The organism is Anaerotignum sp. (genome assembly GCF_040307045.1).
In the GTDB taxonomy this organism is placed as follows: domain Bacteria; phylum Bacillota; class Clostridia; order Lachnospirales; family Anaerotignaceae; genus Chakrabartyella.
The window spans coordinates 267,718-287,368 of record NZ_JAWRKF010000005.1 but is presented as its reverse complement, the minus strand read 5'-3'; the positions used below and the strand labels follow the sequence as shown (position 1 = coordinate 287,368).

The following is a 19,651-nucleotide window of genomic DNA, read 5'->3' as shown; positions in this document are numbered from 1 at the left end:
TAACGATCTGAAAAATCTTTTTCACTTGTCAAACAACACTTTTTTTCGTACATCATTTTCTAGTTGACAACTCTCTCAACCTTTTCTTTCAACTCTTCTGATGCTTTTTTAATATCTTTTGCCCCAAACAAAGCTGAAACTACGGCAACACCATCAATTCCTGTTCCTATGAGTTCTTCAATATTGTCTAAACTTATGCCTCCAATGGCAACAACTGGAAGTTGAACTGTACCACAAATTCCTCTTAATTCCTGAAACGATACCTCTGATGCATCCAATTTTGTCGATGTATTAAATATAGCGCCCACCCCTAAATAATCAGCACCCCGCTCCTTGGCAAGCAAAGCCTCTTCCACCGTACGTGTAGATACTCCAATAATTTTATCCGGACCAATCTTTTCGCGCACACTGCCCGCTTCCATATCACTTTGCCCAACATGAACTCCATCAGCATCGACTGCCAAGGCGACCTCAATATTATCATTAATTACAAAAGGCACGCCATGCTTTTTGCAAACAGCCTTTACTTCTTTTGCCTGTTCCACAAACTCATCAAAAGAGGCATCTTTTTCTCGTAGTTGAACAAAAGTTGCTCCCCCTTGCAACGCCTGTTCCACATCATCAGCCAGCTTTCTATCTTTCAGCCATGTTCTATCCGTTACTGCATAAAGCAACAAACTCTTTTTATCTAGCTTCAATTTTTATTCCCCCTTCTAATGTATTGTCGTTTATCAAACTCATAGCATCAATAATATAAGTACGATAGGAGGATGTACCTCCCAATTTGGTGTTCATCAACCTTTCATATGCAATTTCTCCACACAAGCCCATGACCGCTACTGCCGCAGACGCAGCATCTAGTAAATGATCCGGATTCGCCACGCAGTAGGCCGTTACCACACCACTTAGCATACATCCTGTTCCTGTTATTTTGGACATGAGTGGATTGCCATTGCGAATTGCATATGCCCGATTTCCCTCTGCGACAATATCAATGGCGCCTGTCATTGCAATGACAGCTCCCGTTTTTTTACTTAGTTGTTTTGCAAATTGCACCATATCATCCAAATTTTCTTCCGTAACACCATCAGCAATGTCTGCATCAACACCTTTTGTTTTGCCCTCCCCCCCGAAAAGTGCTTTTAACTCTGAAACATTGCCACGAATAACAGAAAAATGGATTTCTTCTAAAAGGCAAAGAGCAGTTTCTGTACGTAATTTAGACGCACCCGCTCCTACGGGATCTAATACAGTAATATGTCCCAACTCATTTGCTCTTTTTCCTGCTAAAATCATTGATTCAATGGTACGAGCATTTAATGTTCCAATATTGATATTTAAGCCTCCACAAATGCTAGTAATTTCAACAACTTCACCCACATCATCCGCCATAATTGGGGAACCACCACAAGCAAGTAATATGTTGGCCACATCATTGACTGTTACATAATTCGTAATATTGTGTACCAAAGGTACCGTTTCTCTCACGTTTTTTATAATGTTATTATCCATTGTTTTCCTCCTTTATATATTGAAACAATCCATATTTTTATAGCAAGAATACCTACATCCAATCATGGTCCTAATTTTCCCTGTTTCACAATGTGTCTGAAAATAAACGTAACTCCATTGTTGAAAATTTACCTATTCTGACCAGGGAAATAACTATTAAAAAAAGACACTCCCTTGGGGAATGTCTTCATAAGCGAAGTATGTTCCCTACGTTGGCATTATCCAAATCAGGTTAACGGTCGAAGTATTGATACTTCCTCTCAGCCTGTCTACAAGCTCCCATTTGATTCTATTGAAATTTCTTCTTAGATTTTAGATTATCATAAGGAAATATCTTTGTCAAACTCTTTCCTCCTGACTCCTCTACGGTTCTGCTCCATTGTTTTCTGAACTGTTTCAAAAATTTTTTCGCTTAAAATAGCCTCATGGGTATGCTTCACCACTACCCAATGTTGCCTTGGCACCTCTACTGTTTTTTGAGATTTAAAGCTTATTTTTTGTTCTTTCCCTTGCACCATATGCCCAGCGTAGACGGGATTCGTCAGTATTTTCCTAACTGTACTGGCACCCCATTGGCTACAAAGTTTCCGTCCTAAATCCTGCCCTCTACTCTGTTTTTGCTGGGAGGGTGTGGGAATCCTTTCCAAGCTAAGCTGTTCCGCAATTTTTTTACAAGAAAAACCAGATAAGTACAAATCATACATATATCGCACTACCTTAGCCTCCTCCTCTAGGATTACCAAGTGATGTCGATTTTTTATATCTTTTTCATAGCCATAAGGTGCATAATTTCCTAAAAACTGCCCTAGCTCCATTTTTTTTCTTAAAACGGAGCGAATATTTTCTGAAAGCTCCTCACAATACCATTCATTTACCAAGCTATTGATTTGCCGCGCCTTTTTATTTTCTTTTTTTGCTGTATCCACTCCATCCACCACAGTTACAAACCGAATTCCCCAAAGTGGAAATTTTTCATGGAGATAAATTTCGGCCATTGCCGCACTTCGGGTAAAGCGTGATTGTGTTTTACACAGGATAATTTCAAATTTCTTCTTCTTGGCATCCTCAATCATACGGCAAAAGGATGGGCGGTCTTCCCTTAACCCTGAGTAATCTTCATCCTCATAAACATCATAAATTTCCCAACCATTTTGCTGGGCATAAGCAATCAACATAAGCCGTTGATTCCGAATGCTTTCACTCTCCTCGCCCGTTCCATCTTCCACTGACAATCGGCAGTATAGGGCAACCTTGGACATGAGAACATCCCCTTTTTTTCATCCTTACTACCTATATATACATGAAAAAAGCAGTCTTATCCCCGTTTGTAAAAAATTTTTGTGCTACGCTATACAAAAAGCATTTTGTTCACTTACTTCCAACCTTTTTCACATTAAAAAACCCGCATCTTCTGCGGGTAGATATCTTAGTCCAAATTTTTGAATAGATATTTTTCACAACGAGGGCAACAAGTATCCTCTTTTATTTTTCTCCTGCAATCCAGTGTTTTTTTACAATGGGGGCAAATGTAAACCTTTGACTCTAAAACAAAGGTAAACACAACAAGTGCAATCATTAAAACTAAATTATGTAGAAAAACAAAACTCATTGCTGCCACAGCCAGCAAAAATAAATCTATCTTTTGAAATTTTTTGTATTTATCAAGTAACGCCTGGCCTTTATCAGAAATTTTCACAGATAACCCCCCATTTTTGCATCTCTTTCTTTTTATTTTATCGCAATATGGATGCAAAAGCAACATAAACATACGTGACTCATGTCACGGGCATCGCCTGTGGCAATGGTACGCTTTCCAATGGCCGCTACTGCGGAATATCACCAGAAGCTCATATCATTTCCTTAAAAATCTTGGATCACAACGGCCAAGGCAGCTCTTCCCATGCAGTTGCCGCATTAAGATGGATAATGGACAACGCTACAAAATATAATATAAGAGTAGTAAATTTATCCATCGGTTCTAATGACAGAAAGGTTAATCAACCTTTAAAAGAAAGTGTAGAGGCACTTTGGCGCAGAGGAATAGTTGTAGTAGCTGCCGCAGGAAATCCCGACGGACGTAGGGGATACCAACCCCCACCTCCCATTAGCCCCATCGTAATTACGGTGGGAACATGGGAAGACCGTGATTTTTTTATTCGACATAAACCCTTCTCACTCTTCACCAAGGAGATTTCCTATTTACCAGATATTTGGGCACCCGGAGAAAACATTGTTTCTGTGCTCTCCCCGGATTATCAATTCTCTATGCCCAACCGAAGTCGGGAAAATATTATTTATCCCAACTATATCAGTATGAGCGGCGCCTCTATGGCCACCCCCTTGGTAAGCGGGGGGGCTTCCTTGTTATTAGAGCGATTCCCCTATGCCAGACCCAATGATATCAAGGCTGCCTTGATAAAAATTGCAACTGAAAACGGAGGACTGCTGGATAAAAGTACCTGTCTTACTCAAACAGGAAAGGTGGTTTTGGCTTAATGGAACGAAATATGGTTTATGAACTTGCAAAAACTCTTCAACAAACAGAAGGTCTGGAAAGAGACTTCCTGGAGATGACTACATCTTTACGAGAAGCAATTGAAAAAAACTATGTTCAGAAAATACAACTGGCTGCCGGAGACCAAAAAGCATTGGCCGTAGAGCATCCGCCAAAAGAAGTTACCCTTTTAAGGGCAATAGCCCCATTTTTGGACGAAAAAGGCCGTGGGCAAATTAGCGATCTAACCCGCTCATTGCTTTTCATGCACACACTACAAAGTGTAAATCAGAGTGTTTCTAGCATCGCTCAGGATGGTGGCCTTATCGCCGCGAGAAGTAGCGATGGTACAACAGAAAACCTAAACCCTCAGACTGCAAAGATTGCAGGCCTACTCATGACCCTCGCCTTAGTGGATAAATTTTGAGAAAAGAAAAAGCCTTTTTCTATTTGGGAAAAGGCTTTTTCTGATTGACATTAATTAATAACAAACATATTCATTTTCTTAATCTGCTTTATGTCTTCTTTCGTGAAAATCAATTGCTCTTTCATCTCCTCGTTCTCCTCCATAATATCAGGGGAGAGCAAAAACTTAAATGATGCCGGTAAAATCGGCTGCGTAGAAAGACCTGATAGCATTCCTACCATTCTGCTATTATGTGTAAAGGAGTTTATGGCATACATAAACACCTGTTCCACTTTATTGTTTTGGTTTTCAAAGTTAAAATTGGTAAAGGCATCAAATTTGCGCATTGTTCCATGATAAAGGAATTTGCAGTTATAGCAATTGCTATAGTCCTCCAAATCGGAATAAAAATTTGCATTATATATGCCATTTTCCCCAACACCTTGCACCTCAATAATGTTTTTAACAATACGGTTTCGTCTGCCATCGTAAAAATACAGGTAATAACGGGTTTTGCCCATTTTTCTCCTTGCAATGGCATCCCCCTCTGTTTCACTAACAGCAGTAGGATTTTCATAATCAACAAGCTGATTTACAGAAATGTCCAGGGCTTCTGATATAGAAAATAGGGTTTCTATGTCGATTGAGATATCCCCATTTTCATATTTCGAAACCGTTGCTTTGCTTTTGTTTATCATCCCTGCAAAAGCCTCGATGGTCAAATTTTTCATCTTTCTGTAAAGCCTGATCCGTTTACCCACATGGATACTGACTTCTTTCATAAGTTCCTCCTATTTTCTTTTCCCATTATTAGATTCATCTTTCTTCTAATCTAATTTAGCCTACAAATTGATAGTATTCTTCAAATTCCGATAAATTCCTTTGTAAAAACAATTTATTTTTCTAAAAATACAGATTTTGTTCATTTTTGTCCTCCTGTGAAGAACAAGTTTCATATAACAATATTTGTTTCAAAAAAAGAACAACCCAATTTGCACCATTTTCCGTACATAAATGAATTATTTTCCACTGTCAGTAGAATTTTTACATTTTTGCATATAATTTTACAATAAGTATTGTTCATCATTGTAGTACATATCATTCCAAAATTTTATGGATTTTATAGAAATTTAAATGATTTTTATTACATAAATCATAATAAAAACTACGTATTTCACAAAAAAATTAGAATGAAAAGTTTTTCACTCCCCAAGCTCACTTGCATATTGTACATTTCACTAAAATAATAAAATCTTTGAATTTGTACCGGTTTTAACTCTATTTTATACTTATTCCGCTATTTTTCAATAGTTTTTTTATTTTCGTTACGTTTTCTTAACATTTTGTTTCACTAAACTATTTTTCATCCATTTGAAATCTTGGCCATTTTGTAACATAATAATACCCATGCCGCAACTTGACTTTTTTAAGCCTAATAAAAGTTTTTTGCGTTATATGAGAGAGCAGAAAAGAAAGAAATTTTGAGGAGGTCTCATCTATGAGAGAAAAGAACAAAAGCATGATTGACGTTGCAGTAATTGGTCTTGCACTATTTGCAATGTTCTTCGGTGCAGGCAACCTGATTTTCCCCCCATACTTGGGCACGAATGCAGGTAGCAATTGGTTTACAGGATTTATATGTTTCTTTATTGCCGATGTTGGTTTGGCATTGGTAGCGATTCTAGCAATGATAAAAACAGGCGACGTTTCAATGAATGGTATTACTGGCAAGCTCGGGAAGGTTCCTTCAACAATCATCAACTCTTTGATTGTATTATGTATCGGACCCTTTTTAGCTATACCTCGTACCGCTGCAACCACCTTTGAAATGGGCGTAATGCCAATGTTCCCTTTCATTAACTCTTGGGTATTTGGCGCTATTTTCTTCGGTCTGGTACTTTTATTTACCATTCGTCCTTCCGGCGTTGTAGATGTAATTGGTAAGTTTTTAACCCCCGCTTTGGTTATCTGCCTTCTAGCTTTAATCGTCATAGGGTATGTTAACCCCATCGGTGAAATCATTCCCACAACAGGCTTTGATACTGTAAAAGAAGGTATTATGGCAGGTTACCAGACAATGGACGTTTTGGCGTCTATCGTATTTGTTATCATTATTATCTCTGCCGCAAAGGGCAAAGGATATACCGAAACCAAATCTACCATGAGTATTGTAATTAAATCCAGTGTTTTTGCTGCAGTTGCATTGTTCATTATTTATGGTGGTTTGGCATTCTTGGGCGCAACAACATCCGCTGGTGGCTTTGAAGGTTACAACCAAACTGCATTGGTTGTTGCCATTACACAGACTTTGATTGGCAACTACGGCGTATTGGTGTTAGCCATTATCGTATTCTTCGCTTGCTTAACAACAGCAATCGGTTTGGTTTCCTCTTGTGCTTCTTTCTTTGAAGAACAGACAAAAGGAAAAATTTCTTATAAAGCAATGGTTTTAATTACTGTTGGCTTCAGCTATGTTGTTTCCAACTTTGGTATCTCCACAATCATCAGCATTGCAGCTCCAATTTTGAACTTGTTGTATCCTGTTGTTCTTGTTATGATCATTCTGACATTCTTCAGCAAACATATCAAAAACAACAACATTTACATCGGTGCAGCAATCTTAGCATTATTGGCAAGTGCTGCTGACGTACTATTAGGCTTTGGCCTTCCTTTTGAATTTATCAGAACATTGCCTTTTGGTGCATATCAGTGTGGATGGGTTGTACCAGCAATCATTGGTGGATTTATTGGTAAATGTATCCCTATGTCACAGAAAGCTCTGATGGCAGCAAATAAAAGAAACTCTGATGTAGCATAATTTTATCCAACTTCCTAAATATGAAACAAATAGCAGCGAAGAAGGACAGTGTAAACTGTCCTTCTTCGTTTGAAAACCTAGGGGATCAATTAAGGATGATTCCTTTGTACGAGAAAATCTCCATGAATTGGTTAAATTTTATAGCCCAAAGATAGCACTAAAAATAGAATTATCCATTCAAAAGCCCCAATTCTAATTTTGAATTGGGGCTTCATTTATTTACTTCTTATCAACAATCTTATCTGCCACATATAAACCATTTGCCGCTGCCTGAGATAATGAACGGGTAAAGCCGGCACCGTCACCGATAGCATAGAAGCCTGGGCATCCGTCCAACTCAAACTCTGTGCACTTAGGTCTTGCAGAGTAGTACTTACATTCAATACCATACAACAATGTATCACAATTCGCTGTACCAGGGGCAATTTTATCTAAAGCATGGAGGGTCTCGATAATATTATCCAACTGACGTTTAGGCATACAGAGACTTAAATCCCCTGCCACCGCATGCAGTGTGGGTCTTGTAGTTGACTTTGCAATACGGCTTTCATCGGAACGCCTGCCGATCTCCAAATCGCCCAGACGCTGCACCATAACTCCACCACCACTAATCAAGTTAGCCAAACTCGCTACATACCTTGCATATTCAATGGGCTTCTTAAATGGCTCTGTAAAACGGATGGTCGATAAAAGTGCAAAGTTAGAGTTCTGCGTCTTTCTTTCCTGTTCACGATAGGAGTGTCCGTTTACCGTTAAAACCCCACCCGTGTTTTCCGTAACCACATTGCCTCTTTCATTAAAGCAGAACATTCTGGTTGTATCTCCGTACTGTTTAGAACGATACCAAATCTTTGGCTCATATATTTTTTTGCTGAAGTGATCCCAGATCATGGCTGGCAATTCTACACGCACACCAATATCTACTTGATTGTTTTTCAAAGAAATTTTATTCTTTTCACACCAATCAGCAAAGAAACGGCTACCTACACGGCCCACAGCAAATATAATCTTATCTGCTGTAATGACTTCTTTTTCTCCTCTATGCACCAAATGGATTTCTCTGGTGTCTTTATTTACATCTGTGGCTTCTGTATCCACAGCGATATCTACTTTATCTTCCAAATATTCAATCAGCTTACGCATCGTATCAAAGTTGCTATCTGTTCCCAGGTGTTTTAACTGAGCCTGGCTCATATGCAAATCATATTGTAAGCACAAACGCTTCAAATCATCATTGGGCATGAAACGGTCTGTGGTTGCGCCAAACTTCACCAAAACCTCATCCGCCTGCTCAATATAGTTGATTACTGTTTGAGGCTCCAAAAACTCTGTTAACCAGCCGCCGTACTCTGTGGAAATAACATATTTACCATCAGAAAACGCACCTGCCCCCGCCATACCTTCCATAATTGCGCAGGAGGAACATTTGATACATTTATCAACCTTACCTGTCACAATAGGGCAATGGCGCTGCTGTATGGCATGTCCTTTTTCCATAATCAGCACTTTCATTTCGGCATTTTTTTCAATCAAACGATATGCAGTCATAATACCACCGATACCACCACCGATAATCACTACGTCATAATGCTTTTTCAAATTCATAGAAGCACCTCCTAATGTGGCATTTTTAAATGCCTAATCAATTATTCATACTTTTACATTCATTTTGCATAAAAATTCTTCGCGCGCAGAAAAAGAGCGAAACTCATCTATACTTTGGTAAGAAAAGTTTCGCTTTACTTACGACTTATTTTAACTTACTTCTATGTATAAGTCAAGGGGTACTTTTGTCTCTATCCAATTTTTAATGATTACACTTCGCATAATCATTCACAACTAAGAAAGACCAAGAAAGCTGTTTTTTCTTCACAGACATTTCCACGCAATACTGTCCCCTTTATCCATGGCGAATTTTATTCCCGTTAGCCCTTTCTTCAAAAATGCAAAAAAGTAGCTTCCCTAATAAAGGACAGCTACTTTCTCAATTTTATGAAACGACTTGATTAAAATCACTTTACCTGCTGTGAAATTATTTCCTTTGCTGTTTCCAGAGCTTGTGCAATCTTTGTTGCATCTTTACCACCTGCTTGTGCCATATTGGGACGGCCACCACCGCCACCGCCACAAACCGCTGCTGCTGCTTTTACGACATTTCCTGCATGCACGCCCCTAGCAACTGCATCATCCGTTGCCATAACCAAGAGATTTACTTTACCATCTGCGCCGCCAACTAAAACAACAACGCCACTGCCCAGTTTATTCTTCAACTGGTCACCTAAGGTACGCATACCATTGCCATCCAAATCTTTTACCTGTGCCGCCAAAACAGCAACTCCGTTGATTTCGACTTTTGTATTTAAAATATCGTCTGCAACGCCACCAGCTAACTTTGCTTTCAGCTTTTCTAGCTCTTTTGCTAAATCCTTTTGCTCTGCCACCAATTGCTCAACCCGGGCAACCAGCTTGTCAGGAGTAGCCTTCACCAAACGGCAGATTTCTTTCAATTCGTCTTCCTGGTCTTGATAGTGTTTTAATGCTTCTGTGCCCGTTACAGCTTCAATACGGCGCACACCTGCAGCAACACCATTCTCGGACAGAATTTTAAAGGAGCCTGCCTGTGCTGTATTTTCCAAGTGGGCACCCCCGCAAAGCTCTATGCTATAACCACCCATATCAACCACACGTACAACATCGCCATATTTCTCACCAAACAGCGCCATTGCACCTTTGTTTCTGGCTTCATCAATGCTCATCTCCGCTGCTTCAATTCTATAACTTGCAAAGATAGAATCATTAACCATTCTCTCAACAGCTCTCAATTCTTCCTCTGTCATTGCTGTAAAGTGAGTAAAGTCAAAACGCAAACGATCTGGACTTACATATGAACCTGCTTGTTCCACATGACTTCCCAAAACAGTTCTCAAGGCTTTTTGCAGCAGGTGAGTTGTACTATGGTTTCTGGCTGTTGCCATGCGTCTTTCCCAATCCAGGGTAGCCATTGCTTTTTGTCCAACAGAGATAGAGCCTTCTGTCACTTGACCAACATGGGCAATTTTACCGCCAATTACTTTGATACAATCTGTAATGGCAACAATGCCGCTTTCGGTTTTGATTGTGCCATGGTCTCCTACCTGACCACCGCTTTCAGCATAAAAGGGTGTCTTATCCAAGAAAATAGAAACGCTATCACCATTTTGAGCCGCATCTGAAACTTCATTTTCTGCAATTAACGCAAGGATTGTTGCTCCCTCTACTACCTTTAAATCGTAACCAGCAAATCCTGTTACCAAGTCAACAGGCAACTCATGATAAACTGTTTCATCAGCACCCATATAGGTTGATTTCCCCCTTGCTGCTCTTGCTCTTTCTTTTTGCTGCTTCATTTCATCGGCAAATGCGTCCTCATCAACCTTCATGCCTGCTTCTTCTAAAATTTCCTTAGTCAAATCAATAGGAAAACCATAGGTATCATATAAACGGAAGGATTTCTCCCCACTCATTGTTGTCTGACCAGCGGCCCTCATCTCTTCCATGTCTGACTTCAAGATTTCCATGCCATTATCAATGGTCTTATAGAAACTATTTTCTTCAATAGAAAGAATTTTAAAAATATATTCCTGCTTATCCACCAACTCAGGATAAGCATCGCCACTGCAAGCAATTACTGCCTTAGAAAGCTCTGCCAGAAACTCCCCCTCAATTCCTAAAAGCTTACCATGGCGTGCCGCACGGCGAAGCAAACGACGAAGCACATAGCCACGGCCTTCATTAGAAGGTAAAACACCATCGGCCGTCATCATGGTTACAGAGCGGATATGGTCTGTAATTACGCGAACAGAAATATCTGTTTTTGCGTTTTTTCCATATTCTACATTTGCTCTTTGACAAATGGCATCCCGGATGGATTTTACAGTGTCTACGTCAAAGATGGAATCCACACCCTGTAAAATCGTAGCCATACGCTCTAAGCCCATACCTGTATCCACATTTTTCTGGGCTAATTCTGTATAGGTCCCATCAGGCTCTGCATTAAACTGAGTAAGAACCAGGTTCCAGAACTCCATATAACGGTCACAATCACAGCCTACGCCGCAATTAGGGCTATCACAACCGTACTTTTCCCCTCTATCGAAATAAATCTCTGTACAAGGACCACAAGGGCCAGTACCGTGCTCCCAGAAATTGTCCGCCTTACCTAATTTTTTAATTCTATCACGGGGCACACCTACCACGTTATGCCAAATATCTCCGGATTCGTCATCTTCTTCGTAAATTGTTACATATAACTTATCTTCGGGAATTTCCATCACTTTTGTTACAAACTCCCAAGACCATGGAATAATTTCATTTTTGAAATAATCACCAAAAGAGAAATCCCCCAGCATTTCGAAGAATGTGCCATGACGTGCTGTTTTACCAACATTCTCAATATCCCCTGTGCGAATGCACTTCTGGCAGGTTGTAACCCTTTTGCTAGGGGGAATTTCCTGGCCAGTGAAGTATGCCTTCATGGGAGCCATGCCCGAGTTGATAAGCAACAAGCTCTTGTCGTTGCGGGGAACCAAAGGAAAGCTCTGCAAACGCAAATGTTCTTTACTTTCGAAGAAAGAAAGGAATGCCTCTCTTACTTCATTCACACCCATATATTTCATATTAATCCTCCTTAAAATAGTACTTCCTATATCATCATTAAGAATGAAAAAAAGCCCCTGATCACTATGGATCAGGGACGAATAAACCGTGGTACCACCCTGCTTACGGTTCTAAAGGAAACCGTCGCTTTCATGCCGTTAACGCCGACCTACGCCGCAACATACTAATTTTTCCGTCACAGAGCTGTGAAAAATCCAAAAAGACTGCTTCTCTAACGGGCTTCCGAGAACCTCTCACCAATGGTCCTCTCTCTGCAAAGGCCTGCCGTTAAATACTCCTTCTTTTTATGGCTTTTGAATTTCATTCAATTAAGAAGATTATAGTAAGACGTTCTTGGTTTGTCAAGAGAAAGGATATGTTCTTTCCTCTAACATTTTATCTATCGTTTCACCCATACGTTTTAAACCAACTTCTATTTTATCATCATCCAAGCCGCAAAATCCTAGGCGAATATGCCCACTATCTTTACCACTAATTTCAAACTGCGTTCCTGGGGTTAGTATAACGTTCTTTTCTAACATTCTGCTGCAAAAAGCTTCTGCCCCAATACCTTCAGGCAAATTAATCCAAAGGCTTACACCCCCATGGGGCAGTGCATAATTCACCTTTCCCCCCAAATATTTCTTTGCCAGAGAGAGAGTCCGACGATACTTTTGACCCCCGAAATGGCGCATCGTTTTTGCATGGTGTTCCCACCCATTTTCCCTTAGGTATTGTTCCATTGCTTTTTGAATAAATCCTGACGTAGAAATGTCCGTGGTGTACTTTGCCTCCATAACTCCCTGATGGATTCTTTTGGGCAAAACCATAAGCCCCATACGAAGACCTGGCATTAGTATCTTAGAAAAACTCTTAATATATACTACCCTGTTTTTATAATCCAACGCTTTTAACGGTACTGGCGTTTCTTTGTTGTAATAGAAATCGTAAAAATCGTCTTCTTCTATGATGTAGGTATCATATCTTTCTGCCAATTCTAGCAGGCGTCTTTTCTTTTCCATGGAATAGGAAATTCCCGTAGGGGTCTGGAAATAGGCCATCATATAAATAAACCTTGGTCGGTAAAGCTTTAAGTAATCCTCCAAAACAGCCATTCTCATGCCGTCATTTTCCATTGGTATTTCTATCAACTTTGCCCCTCTGGATAAAAATGCCCCAGCCGCACCATAAAAGGTGGGGCTTTCCACAAAAACCACGTCTCCAAATTGAACCAAAGCTTTTGAAATAACATCTATACCCTGTTGAGCACCAGAGATAATCTGTATACTGTCTACTCCCGTTTTGATTCCATAGGTTTCTAAATAACTGCATAGTTGATGCCTGAGGGGCTGATAACCCATGCTGTCGGTATAACGAAAGGCTCCACCTTTTTCCCGCTCCAGCACCTCATTAAAGGCTTTTTTAAAGGCATCCACAGGGAACAATTCATGGGGCAGAGATGTATTTGCAAAGTTAATGGCTTTTTCAAAGGAAATTCCTGTGTCAAAGTTATGCAAGTTTCCCTTTGCCACAGGCTCTGGTATTGCCTCAACAGGCAAAGGAGATACGAAAGTTCCGCTTCCCTTTCGGGAATACACCATTTGCTTGCTTTCCAAATGCTTATATGCAGAAACAATCGTGACATTGTTTACCCCATATTCCTCAGCCATTTTCCGAATTGGGGGCAACTTACTATCAGGGGGCAGAGTCCCCTCTGAAATCAGCTTTGCAAGCCCATCGGCCAACTGCTGATACAACGGCACCTGCCCCCCCTTAAATAATTTTATATAAAAGATTGTATCCGGCATAGGATTCTCTCCTTTTTTTACTCGTAGCGCTTCCTACCCGATGCACCAGCAATACCCATACCTTCTCGGTATTTTGCAACGGTTCTGCGAGAAATTTGAATTCCTTCTTTTTGCAATTTTTCCGTTAACTCTCTGTCACTATAGGGTTTCATTTTATTTTCTTCTTCAATCATAAATCGTATCTTTTGCTGAATACTATCGGCAGAAACCGTTCCTTCTCCATCAGCTGATAACGCCTTTGAAAAAAAAGAATTGAGTGCAAATACGCCCCTATCACACTGGATATATTTATCCCTTACCGCACGGCTTATTGTGGATTCGTGCACCTGCATCTGCTCTGCAATATCCGACATACGCAAAGGTTTCAAGGATCCATCGCAACGTAAGAAAAATTCTTTTTGCCGTTGGACAATGCACTTTGCAGTTTCAAGCAATGTGCTTTCTCTTTTTGAAATACATTGCATTGCCCATTCTGCCTGCTTGAGTTTATTTGAAATATAATCTTTCGTTTCCTGGGAACTGCCCTCTCGTAAAATTTTGATGTAAGATTGGCTAATATAGAGCTTAGGCGTAGCCGAACTATTGATCGTGACCAAAAGCTGACCATCCTTCTTTTCCACATAAACATCAGGCAATATGTATTCCACAGGCTTATCACATATAAAACCCTGTCCAGGTTTGGGTTCGCAGCTTTTAATTTCTTCAAAGGCCGTCATTGCTTCATCTAGGCTGACTTTAAGCTGTTTTGCAACATGGCTCATCCTATTTTTTGCCAAATCATGTAAATGCTTTTCTACCATAGTAATAGCAAGCCTAGAAGCATTTTTCTGCTTTAATTGTATGAGTAAGCATTCTTCTAAACTTCTTGCACCAACCCCTGGTGGATCTAAAGACTGCAATAAATTAAGGACTTCGACACAGCAGGATTCTTCTATGGGGAACTTCTCTTGGGCGGCTTCCATGGCACCTTGCTCCAGGTAGCCACTTTCTTCTGTGCTTTGGGCTAAAAATCGCAACACCCGCTTAACCCCTTCATCCACCTTTAATATATTGATTTGAAACAATAGATATTCCCTCAGACTCTCTCTTTCCCGTCTTCCAACAGTTTCCTGTTGTTCCCTCTCATCTTCTTGCTCCACTCGATACATGCTTCGGTTTTGTTCATCAGCTTCTTCCAACCATTCTAGTTTTCGCAAAAGCTTATCATCTTTTAATGGCTCCTCCGCAGAAGTATCCTGCCATTCCAAAAGGGGGTTCTCTTCCGCCAATTCATGAATATATTCCGACAGCGTAATTGTATTCATCTGCAAAATTTCAACAGATTGCTGCATTCTTTGTGATAAAATTTGTTTTTGGGCTAGTTGCAGGGACAAATCCACAATATCACCTTCTCCACTTATATTTTAACAATAAGTTTCTCTTGTCTTTGGCACTTTTTTCATTTTATCACAGTTTCATCGGAAAAAAAAGCTACAATTCTGCCATGTTTTAATAGGTTTCTGGTTTAGAGTGTTCAATTTTTGTCAAATTGCCTTAAAATTCCTAAGGCCACACCCTATCATTTATGGTAATATATTATCATTTACTTTTTTAGATAATAATAGTAAACTAGAATAGGTCTTAATACCTAGCATACAAACTGATTGTATGCATTCCTATACATATAAATTAAGGTGAGCACAGGGAAATTTAATTTGTATCTTTTTGGTATAAATTAGGTTTTTCAGTTTTTTTCTGCAAAAATGTTGTGAAATCACCATTTTTGTATTAAAATACAGCTGATGTATGTATAGTTCTATCATTTTAATTAAAGGTATAACTAATCACCGCGCTTCCCAAGCGCAAAAACACTTGACAGAGGGGGATAATATGCAAGCTTTAACGTTTAAACGTGGAGTTCATCCGCCTGATGGAAAAGCTCTGTCCGCAGAGCAGCCTATTCAGGTGGTACTCCCAAAGGAAAACTCTGAGTTGTTCTACCCCATGAGCCAGCACATCGGTGCTCCTTGTGAGCCTCTCGTTGCAGTTGGCGATCATGTAAAAGTTGGTCAGAAAATTGCAGAGTCACCCGCATTCATGTCTTCTCCTATTTTTGCCAGCGTATCCGGCGAAGTGGTGGACATTCGTCCAATGCTGGTTCCTGGTGGTACCATGGTAAAATCTATCGTTGTGAAAAACGATGGAAAGATGGAAGAAATTGAAGGCCTGAATCAGGGAAGAGACTACACTACAATGACTAATGATGAAATTCTTGCAGCTATCAAAAATGCAGGCGTTGTTGGTCTGGGTGGTGCTGGTTTCCCCACACACGTAAAATTAAACCCACCAAAAGACACTCCTATTGATCACATCTTGATCAATGCGGCAGAATGTGAGCCTTACCTCACATGTGACTACCGTTTGATGGTGGAAGAACCCGAGCGTATTGTTAAGGGTCTGCAGATTATGCTTAAATTGCATCCCAATGCAAAAGGCGTTATCGGCATCGAAATGAACAAGCCTAAAGCAATTGAATCAATGACAAAGGCTTGTGAAGGCATCAGTAACATCGTTGTACAGCCCTTAGTAACAAAGTTCCCTCAGGGTTCTGAAAAACACCTGATCTATGCGATCACAAAAAGAGAAGTAAAATCAGGCGCATTGCCCGCAAGTGCTGGTTGTATTGTTGACAACGTCGACACTGTTATTGCAATCGAAAGAGCCATTTGTAAAGGCAGACCTTTGATGAGAAGAGTTGTAACAGTTTCTGGTAAGGGTATCAAAAACCCCGGTAACTACAAAATCCGCACTGGTATGACACTGCGTGATTTGGTAGAGGCTATCGGCGGTTTTAACGAAGAAAACCCTCCTGTAAAACTAATTGCAGGCGGTCCTATGATGGGGCCTACTCTTTATACTTTGGATGTTGCATCCGTAAAAACAACTTCCGGTTTGCTTTGCTTCACAAAAGAAGAAGCTTACATTCCTGAAGAAAAGAACTGTATCCGTTGCGGAAAGTGTGTAGACCACTGTCCTATGGGTCTTATGCCTTTCTTGCTGAACGCTTGTGCATTAAAAGGCGATGGCGAAGCTTTCGTAGCTCACCACGGCTTGGATTGTATCGAATGCGGTAGCTGCTCCTATGAATGCCCTGCAAAACGCCAGTTGGCACAGTCCATTCGTGCTGTGAAGAAGGTTGAAGCAGGCAAAAAAGCAGCCGCTGCGGCAGCTGCAAGAGCAAAAGCAGAGGCAGAAGCAAAAGCGAAAGCAGAAAAGAACTGAGAAGGGGGAGAGTAAAACATGGCTAATTTTGTAGTATCCGGTACCCCTCACGTACGTTCTAAGGAATCTATCCAGAGCATCATGCGTGATGTAATCATCGCTCTGGTTCCTGCTTCCGTGATGGGAATTTACTTTTTTGGTGTTCAAGCACTAATTTTAATGGTAGCAGCCGTTGCATCCGCTGTTTTCTTTGAATGGCTGTATCAGAAAATTATGAAAAAACCCGTTACCATCAGTGACTTAAGTGCTGTTGTAACAGGCTTACTTTTAGCAATGAACTTACCTGCATCTGCACCTGTTTGGGTTCCTATTGTAGGTAGTGCATTTGCAATTATTATTGCAAAACAACTTTTTGGCGGTTTGGGTCAGAACTTTATCAACCCTGCCCTTGCCGGTAGAGCTTTCTTATTGGCATCCTACCCCACAGAAATGACAACTTGGACATCCGCTGGTAACTTCGGTGCAGATGCAGTTGCAGTTGCAACACCTTTGGCACAGCTCAAAGGCGGCGTTATGCCTGATGCAAGCTTTGTTGATGTTTTAGTTGGTAATATCGGTGGTTGTATTGGTGAAACTTGTGCAATCGCATTGATTATCGGTGGTATCTACCTGATTGCAAAACATGTAATCAGCTGGAAAGTCCCTGTAATCTACATTGCAACTGTTTTCATTTTAACAGCAGCAATCGGCAGAGATGGCTTGCGTGTTCCTGTTTATGAAATTTTCACTGGTGGTTTAATGCTTGGTGCATTCTTCATGGCAACAGACTACGCATCTTCCCCTGTAACAGCTAAGGGTCAGATTATTTTCGCTGTTGGCTGTGGTTTGATGACAACATTGATCAGAATTTTTGGTGGTTACCCCGAAGGCGTATCCTACTCTATCCTGATTATGAACCTTTGCGTACCTCTGATTGAAAGATTCACAGAGCCTACAATCTTTGGTGCATTACCTAAAGTTAAGGAGGCGAAGAAGGCATGAACACAAAAGAAGTTGTAAAACCTGCTGTGGTATTGCTGATTATCGCCAGTGTGGCTGCTGCCGCTTTAGGTGCAGTACAATCGATTACAGCAGAACCCATTAAAATCCAGGAAGAAAAAACAAGAGCAGCTTCCATGCAGGCAGTTATGCCTGAAGCAGGCTCCTTTGAAGAAATCACAGATGCAGAATTAACTGGCTCCGTTACTGCAGTTTATAAAGCAGACAACGGCGGTTTTGTAATCACTACAGCTCCCGGCGGTTTCGGTGGTGCTGTTGATACAATGGTTGGTATTGATGCTGACGGCGTTATCACAGGCCTTCGTGTTACAAAACACGCTGAAACACCTGGTTTAGGTGCAAAATCTACTGAACCTTCCTTCTACGAACAGTTTACAGGCATGTCCGGCACGCTGGCTGTTACAAAGGATGGCGGCGAAGTTGTTCCTATCACAAGCTCCACAATCACATCCAGAGCTGTAACAAGCGGTGCGAATGACGCATTGGAATGGTTTGCTGCGAACGGAGGTGCTTACTAATGGCTAACCCATTGAAATTAATTAAGAACGGTTTAATCGACGAAAACCCTACCTTTGTGCAGGTAATCGGTATGTGTCCTACGTTGGCGGTTACAAGTTCTGCAATCAACGGTATCGGTATGGGTCTTTCCACAGCAGCGGTTTTGATTTGTGCAAACCTTTTCATCTCTCTGCTGAGAAATGTTATTCCTGATAAAGTAAGAATTCCTTGCTTTATCGTTGTTATCGCTGCCTTCGTAACAGTAATTGAGTTTATGTTGAAGGCATACTTGCCAAGCTTAAATGCATCTTTGGGTCTTTATATCCCACTGATCGTAGTTAACTGCCTTATCTTAGCAAGAGCAGAAGCATTTGCTTCAAAGAACGGTCCTGTGGCATCCATCTTTGATGGTATTGGTATGGGCCTTGGCTTTACAGTTGCTTTGGGCATTTTAGGCTTAGTTCGTGAATTTATCGGTGCTGGTACTTTGTTTGATATCACAGTACTTCCCGAAGCATTCCCTAGAACATTATTGTTCGTAATGGCTCCCGGTGCTTTCTTTACATTGGGTTGCTTGATGGCGGCGTTGAATCACTTCAGAAACAAAAAGAAAGCTTAAGAAGGAGGGAAAATTAAATGGATTTAATCTTATTGGTTTTGGCCGGGATCTTCGTAAATAACTACGTATTGTCCCAGTTCTTAGGTATCTGCCCCTTCCTCGGTGTTTCTAGAAAAGTTGAAACAGCAGCAGGCATGGGTATGGCCGTTATCTTCGTTATGTCCTTGGCGGCAGCAGTTGCTTGGTTGGTTTACGACCTGATTCTGGTGCCCTTGAACATCACATACCTGTATAACATTGCGTTCATTTTGGTTATCGCATCCTTAGTACAGTTCGTAGAAATGTTCTTAAAGAAGGCTGCCCCTGCTTTATACCAGGCACTGGGCGTATTCCTTCCTTTGATCACAACAAACTGTGCCGTTTTGGGTGTTGCCGTTTTGAATATGCAAAAAGGTTACAACTTCATCCAGGCTGTATTAAACGGCTTTGGTGGTGCAACAGGCTTCGCTCTGGCGATTGTTCTGTTTGCTGGTATCCGTGAAAGAATCGCAGACAATGATACACCGAAAGCCTTCGATGGTTTCCCTTTGGCATTGCTTACAGCAGGCCTTATGTCCATCGCATTTTTAGGCTTCTCCGGCCTCATCAAGCTATAATACAA

At 40.8% G+C, this 19,651-nt stretch carries 17 protein-coding genes, 1 riboswitch and 1 other annotated feature; of the genes, 8 read left to right on the top strand and 9 right to left on the bottom strand.

The features are described from left to right. Positions 1-59: 59 nt before the first annotated feature. From thiE to ABVZ64_RS04845, 4 genes are all read right to left on the bottom strand, one after another. Positions 60-698, bottom strand: coding sequence for a thiamine phosphate synthase (gene thiE, locus ABVZ64_RS04860; protein ID WP_352399925.1), 639 nt, complete (start codon positions 696-698; stop codon positions 60-62). After that, on the bottom strand, positions 685-1,512 hold the full coding sequence (thiM, locus tag ABVZ64_RS04855; RefSeq protein ID WP_352399924.1) for a hydroxyethylthiazole kinase: 828 nt from the start codon (positions 1,510-1,512) through the stop codon (positions 685-687). The genes thiE and thiM overlap by 14 nt, the downstream gene beginning before the upstream one ends. 187 nt (positions 1,513-1,699) lie before the next feature. Then, positions 1,700-1,805, bottom strand: a riboswitch (TPP riboswitch). A gap of 27 nt (positions 1,806-1,832) precedes the next feature. Beyond that, positions 1,833-2,771, bottom strand: coding sequence for a recombinase family protein (locus ABVZ64_RS04850; RefSeq protein ID WP_352399923.1), 939 nt, complete (start codon positions 2,769-2,771; stop codon positions 1,833-1,835). Between the two features lie 167 nt (positions 2,772-2,938). Then, the gene (locus ABVZ64_RS04845; protein ID WP_352399922.1) at positions 2,939-3,208 is read right to left on the bottom strand and encodes a hypothetical protein; all 270 of its coding nucleotides are present in this window, start codon (positions 3,206-3,208) and stop codon (positions 2,939-2,941) included. A gap of 74 nt (positions 3,209-3,282) precedes the next feature. On the opposite strand from ABVZ64_RS04845, the gene ABVZ64_RS04840 reads away from it, so the two are divergent. Both ABVZ64_RS04840 and ABVZ64_RS04835 read left to right on the top strand, forming a co-directional pair. Then, positions 3,283-4,008, top strand: a complete 726-nt coding sequence (locus ABVZ64_RS04840; RefSeq protein ID WP_352399921.1) for a S8 family serine peptidase — start codon at positions 3,283-3,285, stop codon at positions 4,006-4,008. After that, on the top strand, positions 4,008-4,433 hold the full coding sequence (locus ABVZ64_RS04835; RefSeq protein WP_352399920.1) for a hypothetical protein: 426 nt from the start codon (positions 4,008-4,010) through the stop codon (positions 4,431-4,433). The genes ABVZ64_RS04840 and ABVZ64_RS04835 overlap by 1 nt, the downstream gene beginning before the upstream one ends. Positions 4,434-4,483: 50 nt before the next feature. Here the strand turns inward: ABVZ64_RS04835 and ABVZ64_RS04830 are convergent, their stop codons facing one another. Beyond that, complete coding sequence (locus tag ABVZ64_RS04830; protein WP_352399919.1) at positions 4,484-5,194, bottom strand: helix-turn-helix domain-containing protein; 711 nt, start codon at positions 5,192-5,194, stop codon at positions 4,484-4,486. Between the two features lie 716 nt (positions 5,195-5,910). Here ABVZ64_RS04830 and brnQ point away from each other — a divergent pair. Continuing rightward, positions 5,911-7,230, top strand: a complete 1,320-nt coding sequence (brnQ, locus tag ABVZ64_RS04825) for a branched-chain amino acid transport system II carrier protein (protein ID WP_352399918.1) — start codon at positions 5,911-5,913, stop codon at positions 7,228-7,230. A 219-nt stretch (positions 7,231-7,449) separates the two neighbouring features. Here the strand turns inward: brnQ and ABVZ64_RS04820 are convergent, their stop codons facing one another. The 4 genes from ABVZ64_RS04820 to rpoN form a co-directional block, all read right to left on the bottom strand. Next, the gene (locus ABVZ64_RS04820) at positions 7,450-8,835 is read right to left on the bottom strand and encodes an NAD(P)/FAD-dependent oxidoreductase (protein ID WP_352399917.1); all 1,386 of its coding nucleotides are present in this window, start codon (positions 8,833-8,835) and stop codon (positions 7,450-7,452) included. A gap of 407 nt (positions 8,836-9,242) precedes the next feature. Further along, positions 9,243-11,885, bottom strand: coding sequence for an alanine--tRNA ligase (gene alaS / locus ABVZ64_RS04815; protein ID WP_352399916.1), 2,643 nt, complete (start codon positions 11,883-11,885; stop codon positions 9,243-9,245). A 70-nt stretch (positions 11,886-11,955) separates the two neighbouring features. Further along, positions 11,956-12,183: a binding site (T-box leader), on the bottom strand. Between the two features lie 44 nt (positions 12,184-12,227). Continuing rightward, positions 12,228-13,673 carry a MocR-like pyridoxine biosynthesis transcription factor PdxR gene (gene pdxR, locus ABVZ64_RS04810; protein WP_352399915.1) on the bottom strand — a complete coding sequence of 482 codons (1,446 nt, stop codon included), beginning with the start codon at positions 13,671-13,673 and terminating at the stop codon, positions 12,228-12,230. 17 nt (positions 13,674-13,690) lie between these two features. Next, complete coding sequence (gene rpoN, locus ABVZ64_RS04805) at positions 13,691-15,052, bottom strand: RNA polymerase factor sigma-54 (protein WP_352399914.1); 1,362 nt, start codon at positions 15,050-15,052, stop codon at positions 13,691-13,693. A gap of 490 nt (positions 15,053-15,542) precedes the next feature. Between rpoN and rsxC the strand changes: the two genes are divergently transcribed. Genes rsxC through rsxA form a run of 5 tightly spaced genes read left to right on the top strand, consistent with a single transcriptional unit; the run spans position 15,543 to position 19,646 of the window. Then, positions 15,543-16,934, top strand: coding sequence for an electron transport complex subunit RsxC (rsxC, locus tag ABVZ64_RS04800; RefSeq protein WP_352399913.1), 1,392 nt, complete (start codon positions 15,543-15,545; stop codon positions 16,932-16,934). A gap of 18 nt (positions 16,935-16,952) precedes the next feature. Beyond that, the gene (locus tag ABVZ64_RS04795) at positions 16,953-17,915 is read left to right on the top strand and encodes an RnfABCDGE type electron transport complex subunit D (protein WP_352399912.1); all 963 of its coding nucleotides are present in this window, start codon (positions 16,953-16,955) and stop codon (positions 17,913-17,915) included. After that, on the top strand, positions 17,912-18,451 hold the full coding sequence (locus tag ABVZ64_RS04790; RefSeq protein WP_352399911.1) for an RnfABCDGE type electron transport complex subunit G: 540 nt from the start codon (positions 17,912-17,914) through the stop codon (positions 18,449-18,451). Before ABVZ64_RS04795 ends, ABVZ64_RS04790 begins: the two co-directional genes overlap by 4 nt. Further along, entirely contained in the window at positions 18,451-19,050 is a 600-nt protein-coding gene (gene rsxE, locus ABVZ64_RS04785; protein ID WP_352399910.1) for an electron transport complex subunit RsxE, read from the top strand. The genes ABVZ64_RS04790 and rsxE overlap by 1 nt, the downstream gene beginning before the upstream one ends. 17 nt (positions 19,051-19,067) lie before the next feature. Continuing rightward, the gene (rsxA, locus tag ABVZ64_RS04780; RefSeq protein WP_352399909.1) at positions 19,068-19,646 is read left to right on the top strand and encodes an electron transport complex subunit RsxA; all 579 of its coding nucleotides are present in this window, start codon (positions 19,068-19,070) and stop codon (positions 19,644-19,646) included. The last annotated feature ends 5 nt before the right edge of the window (positions 19,647-19,651 follow it).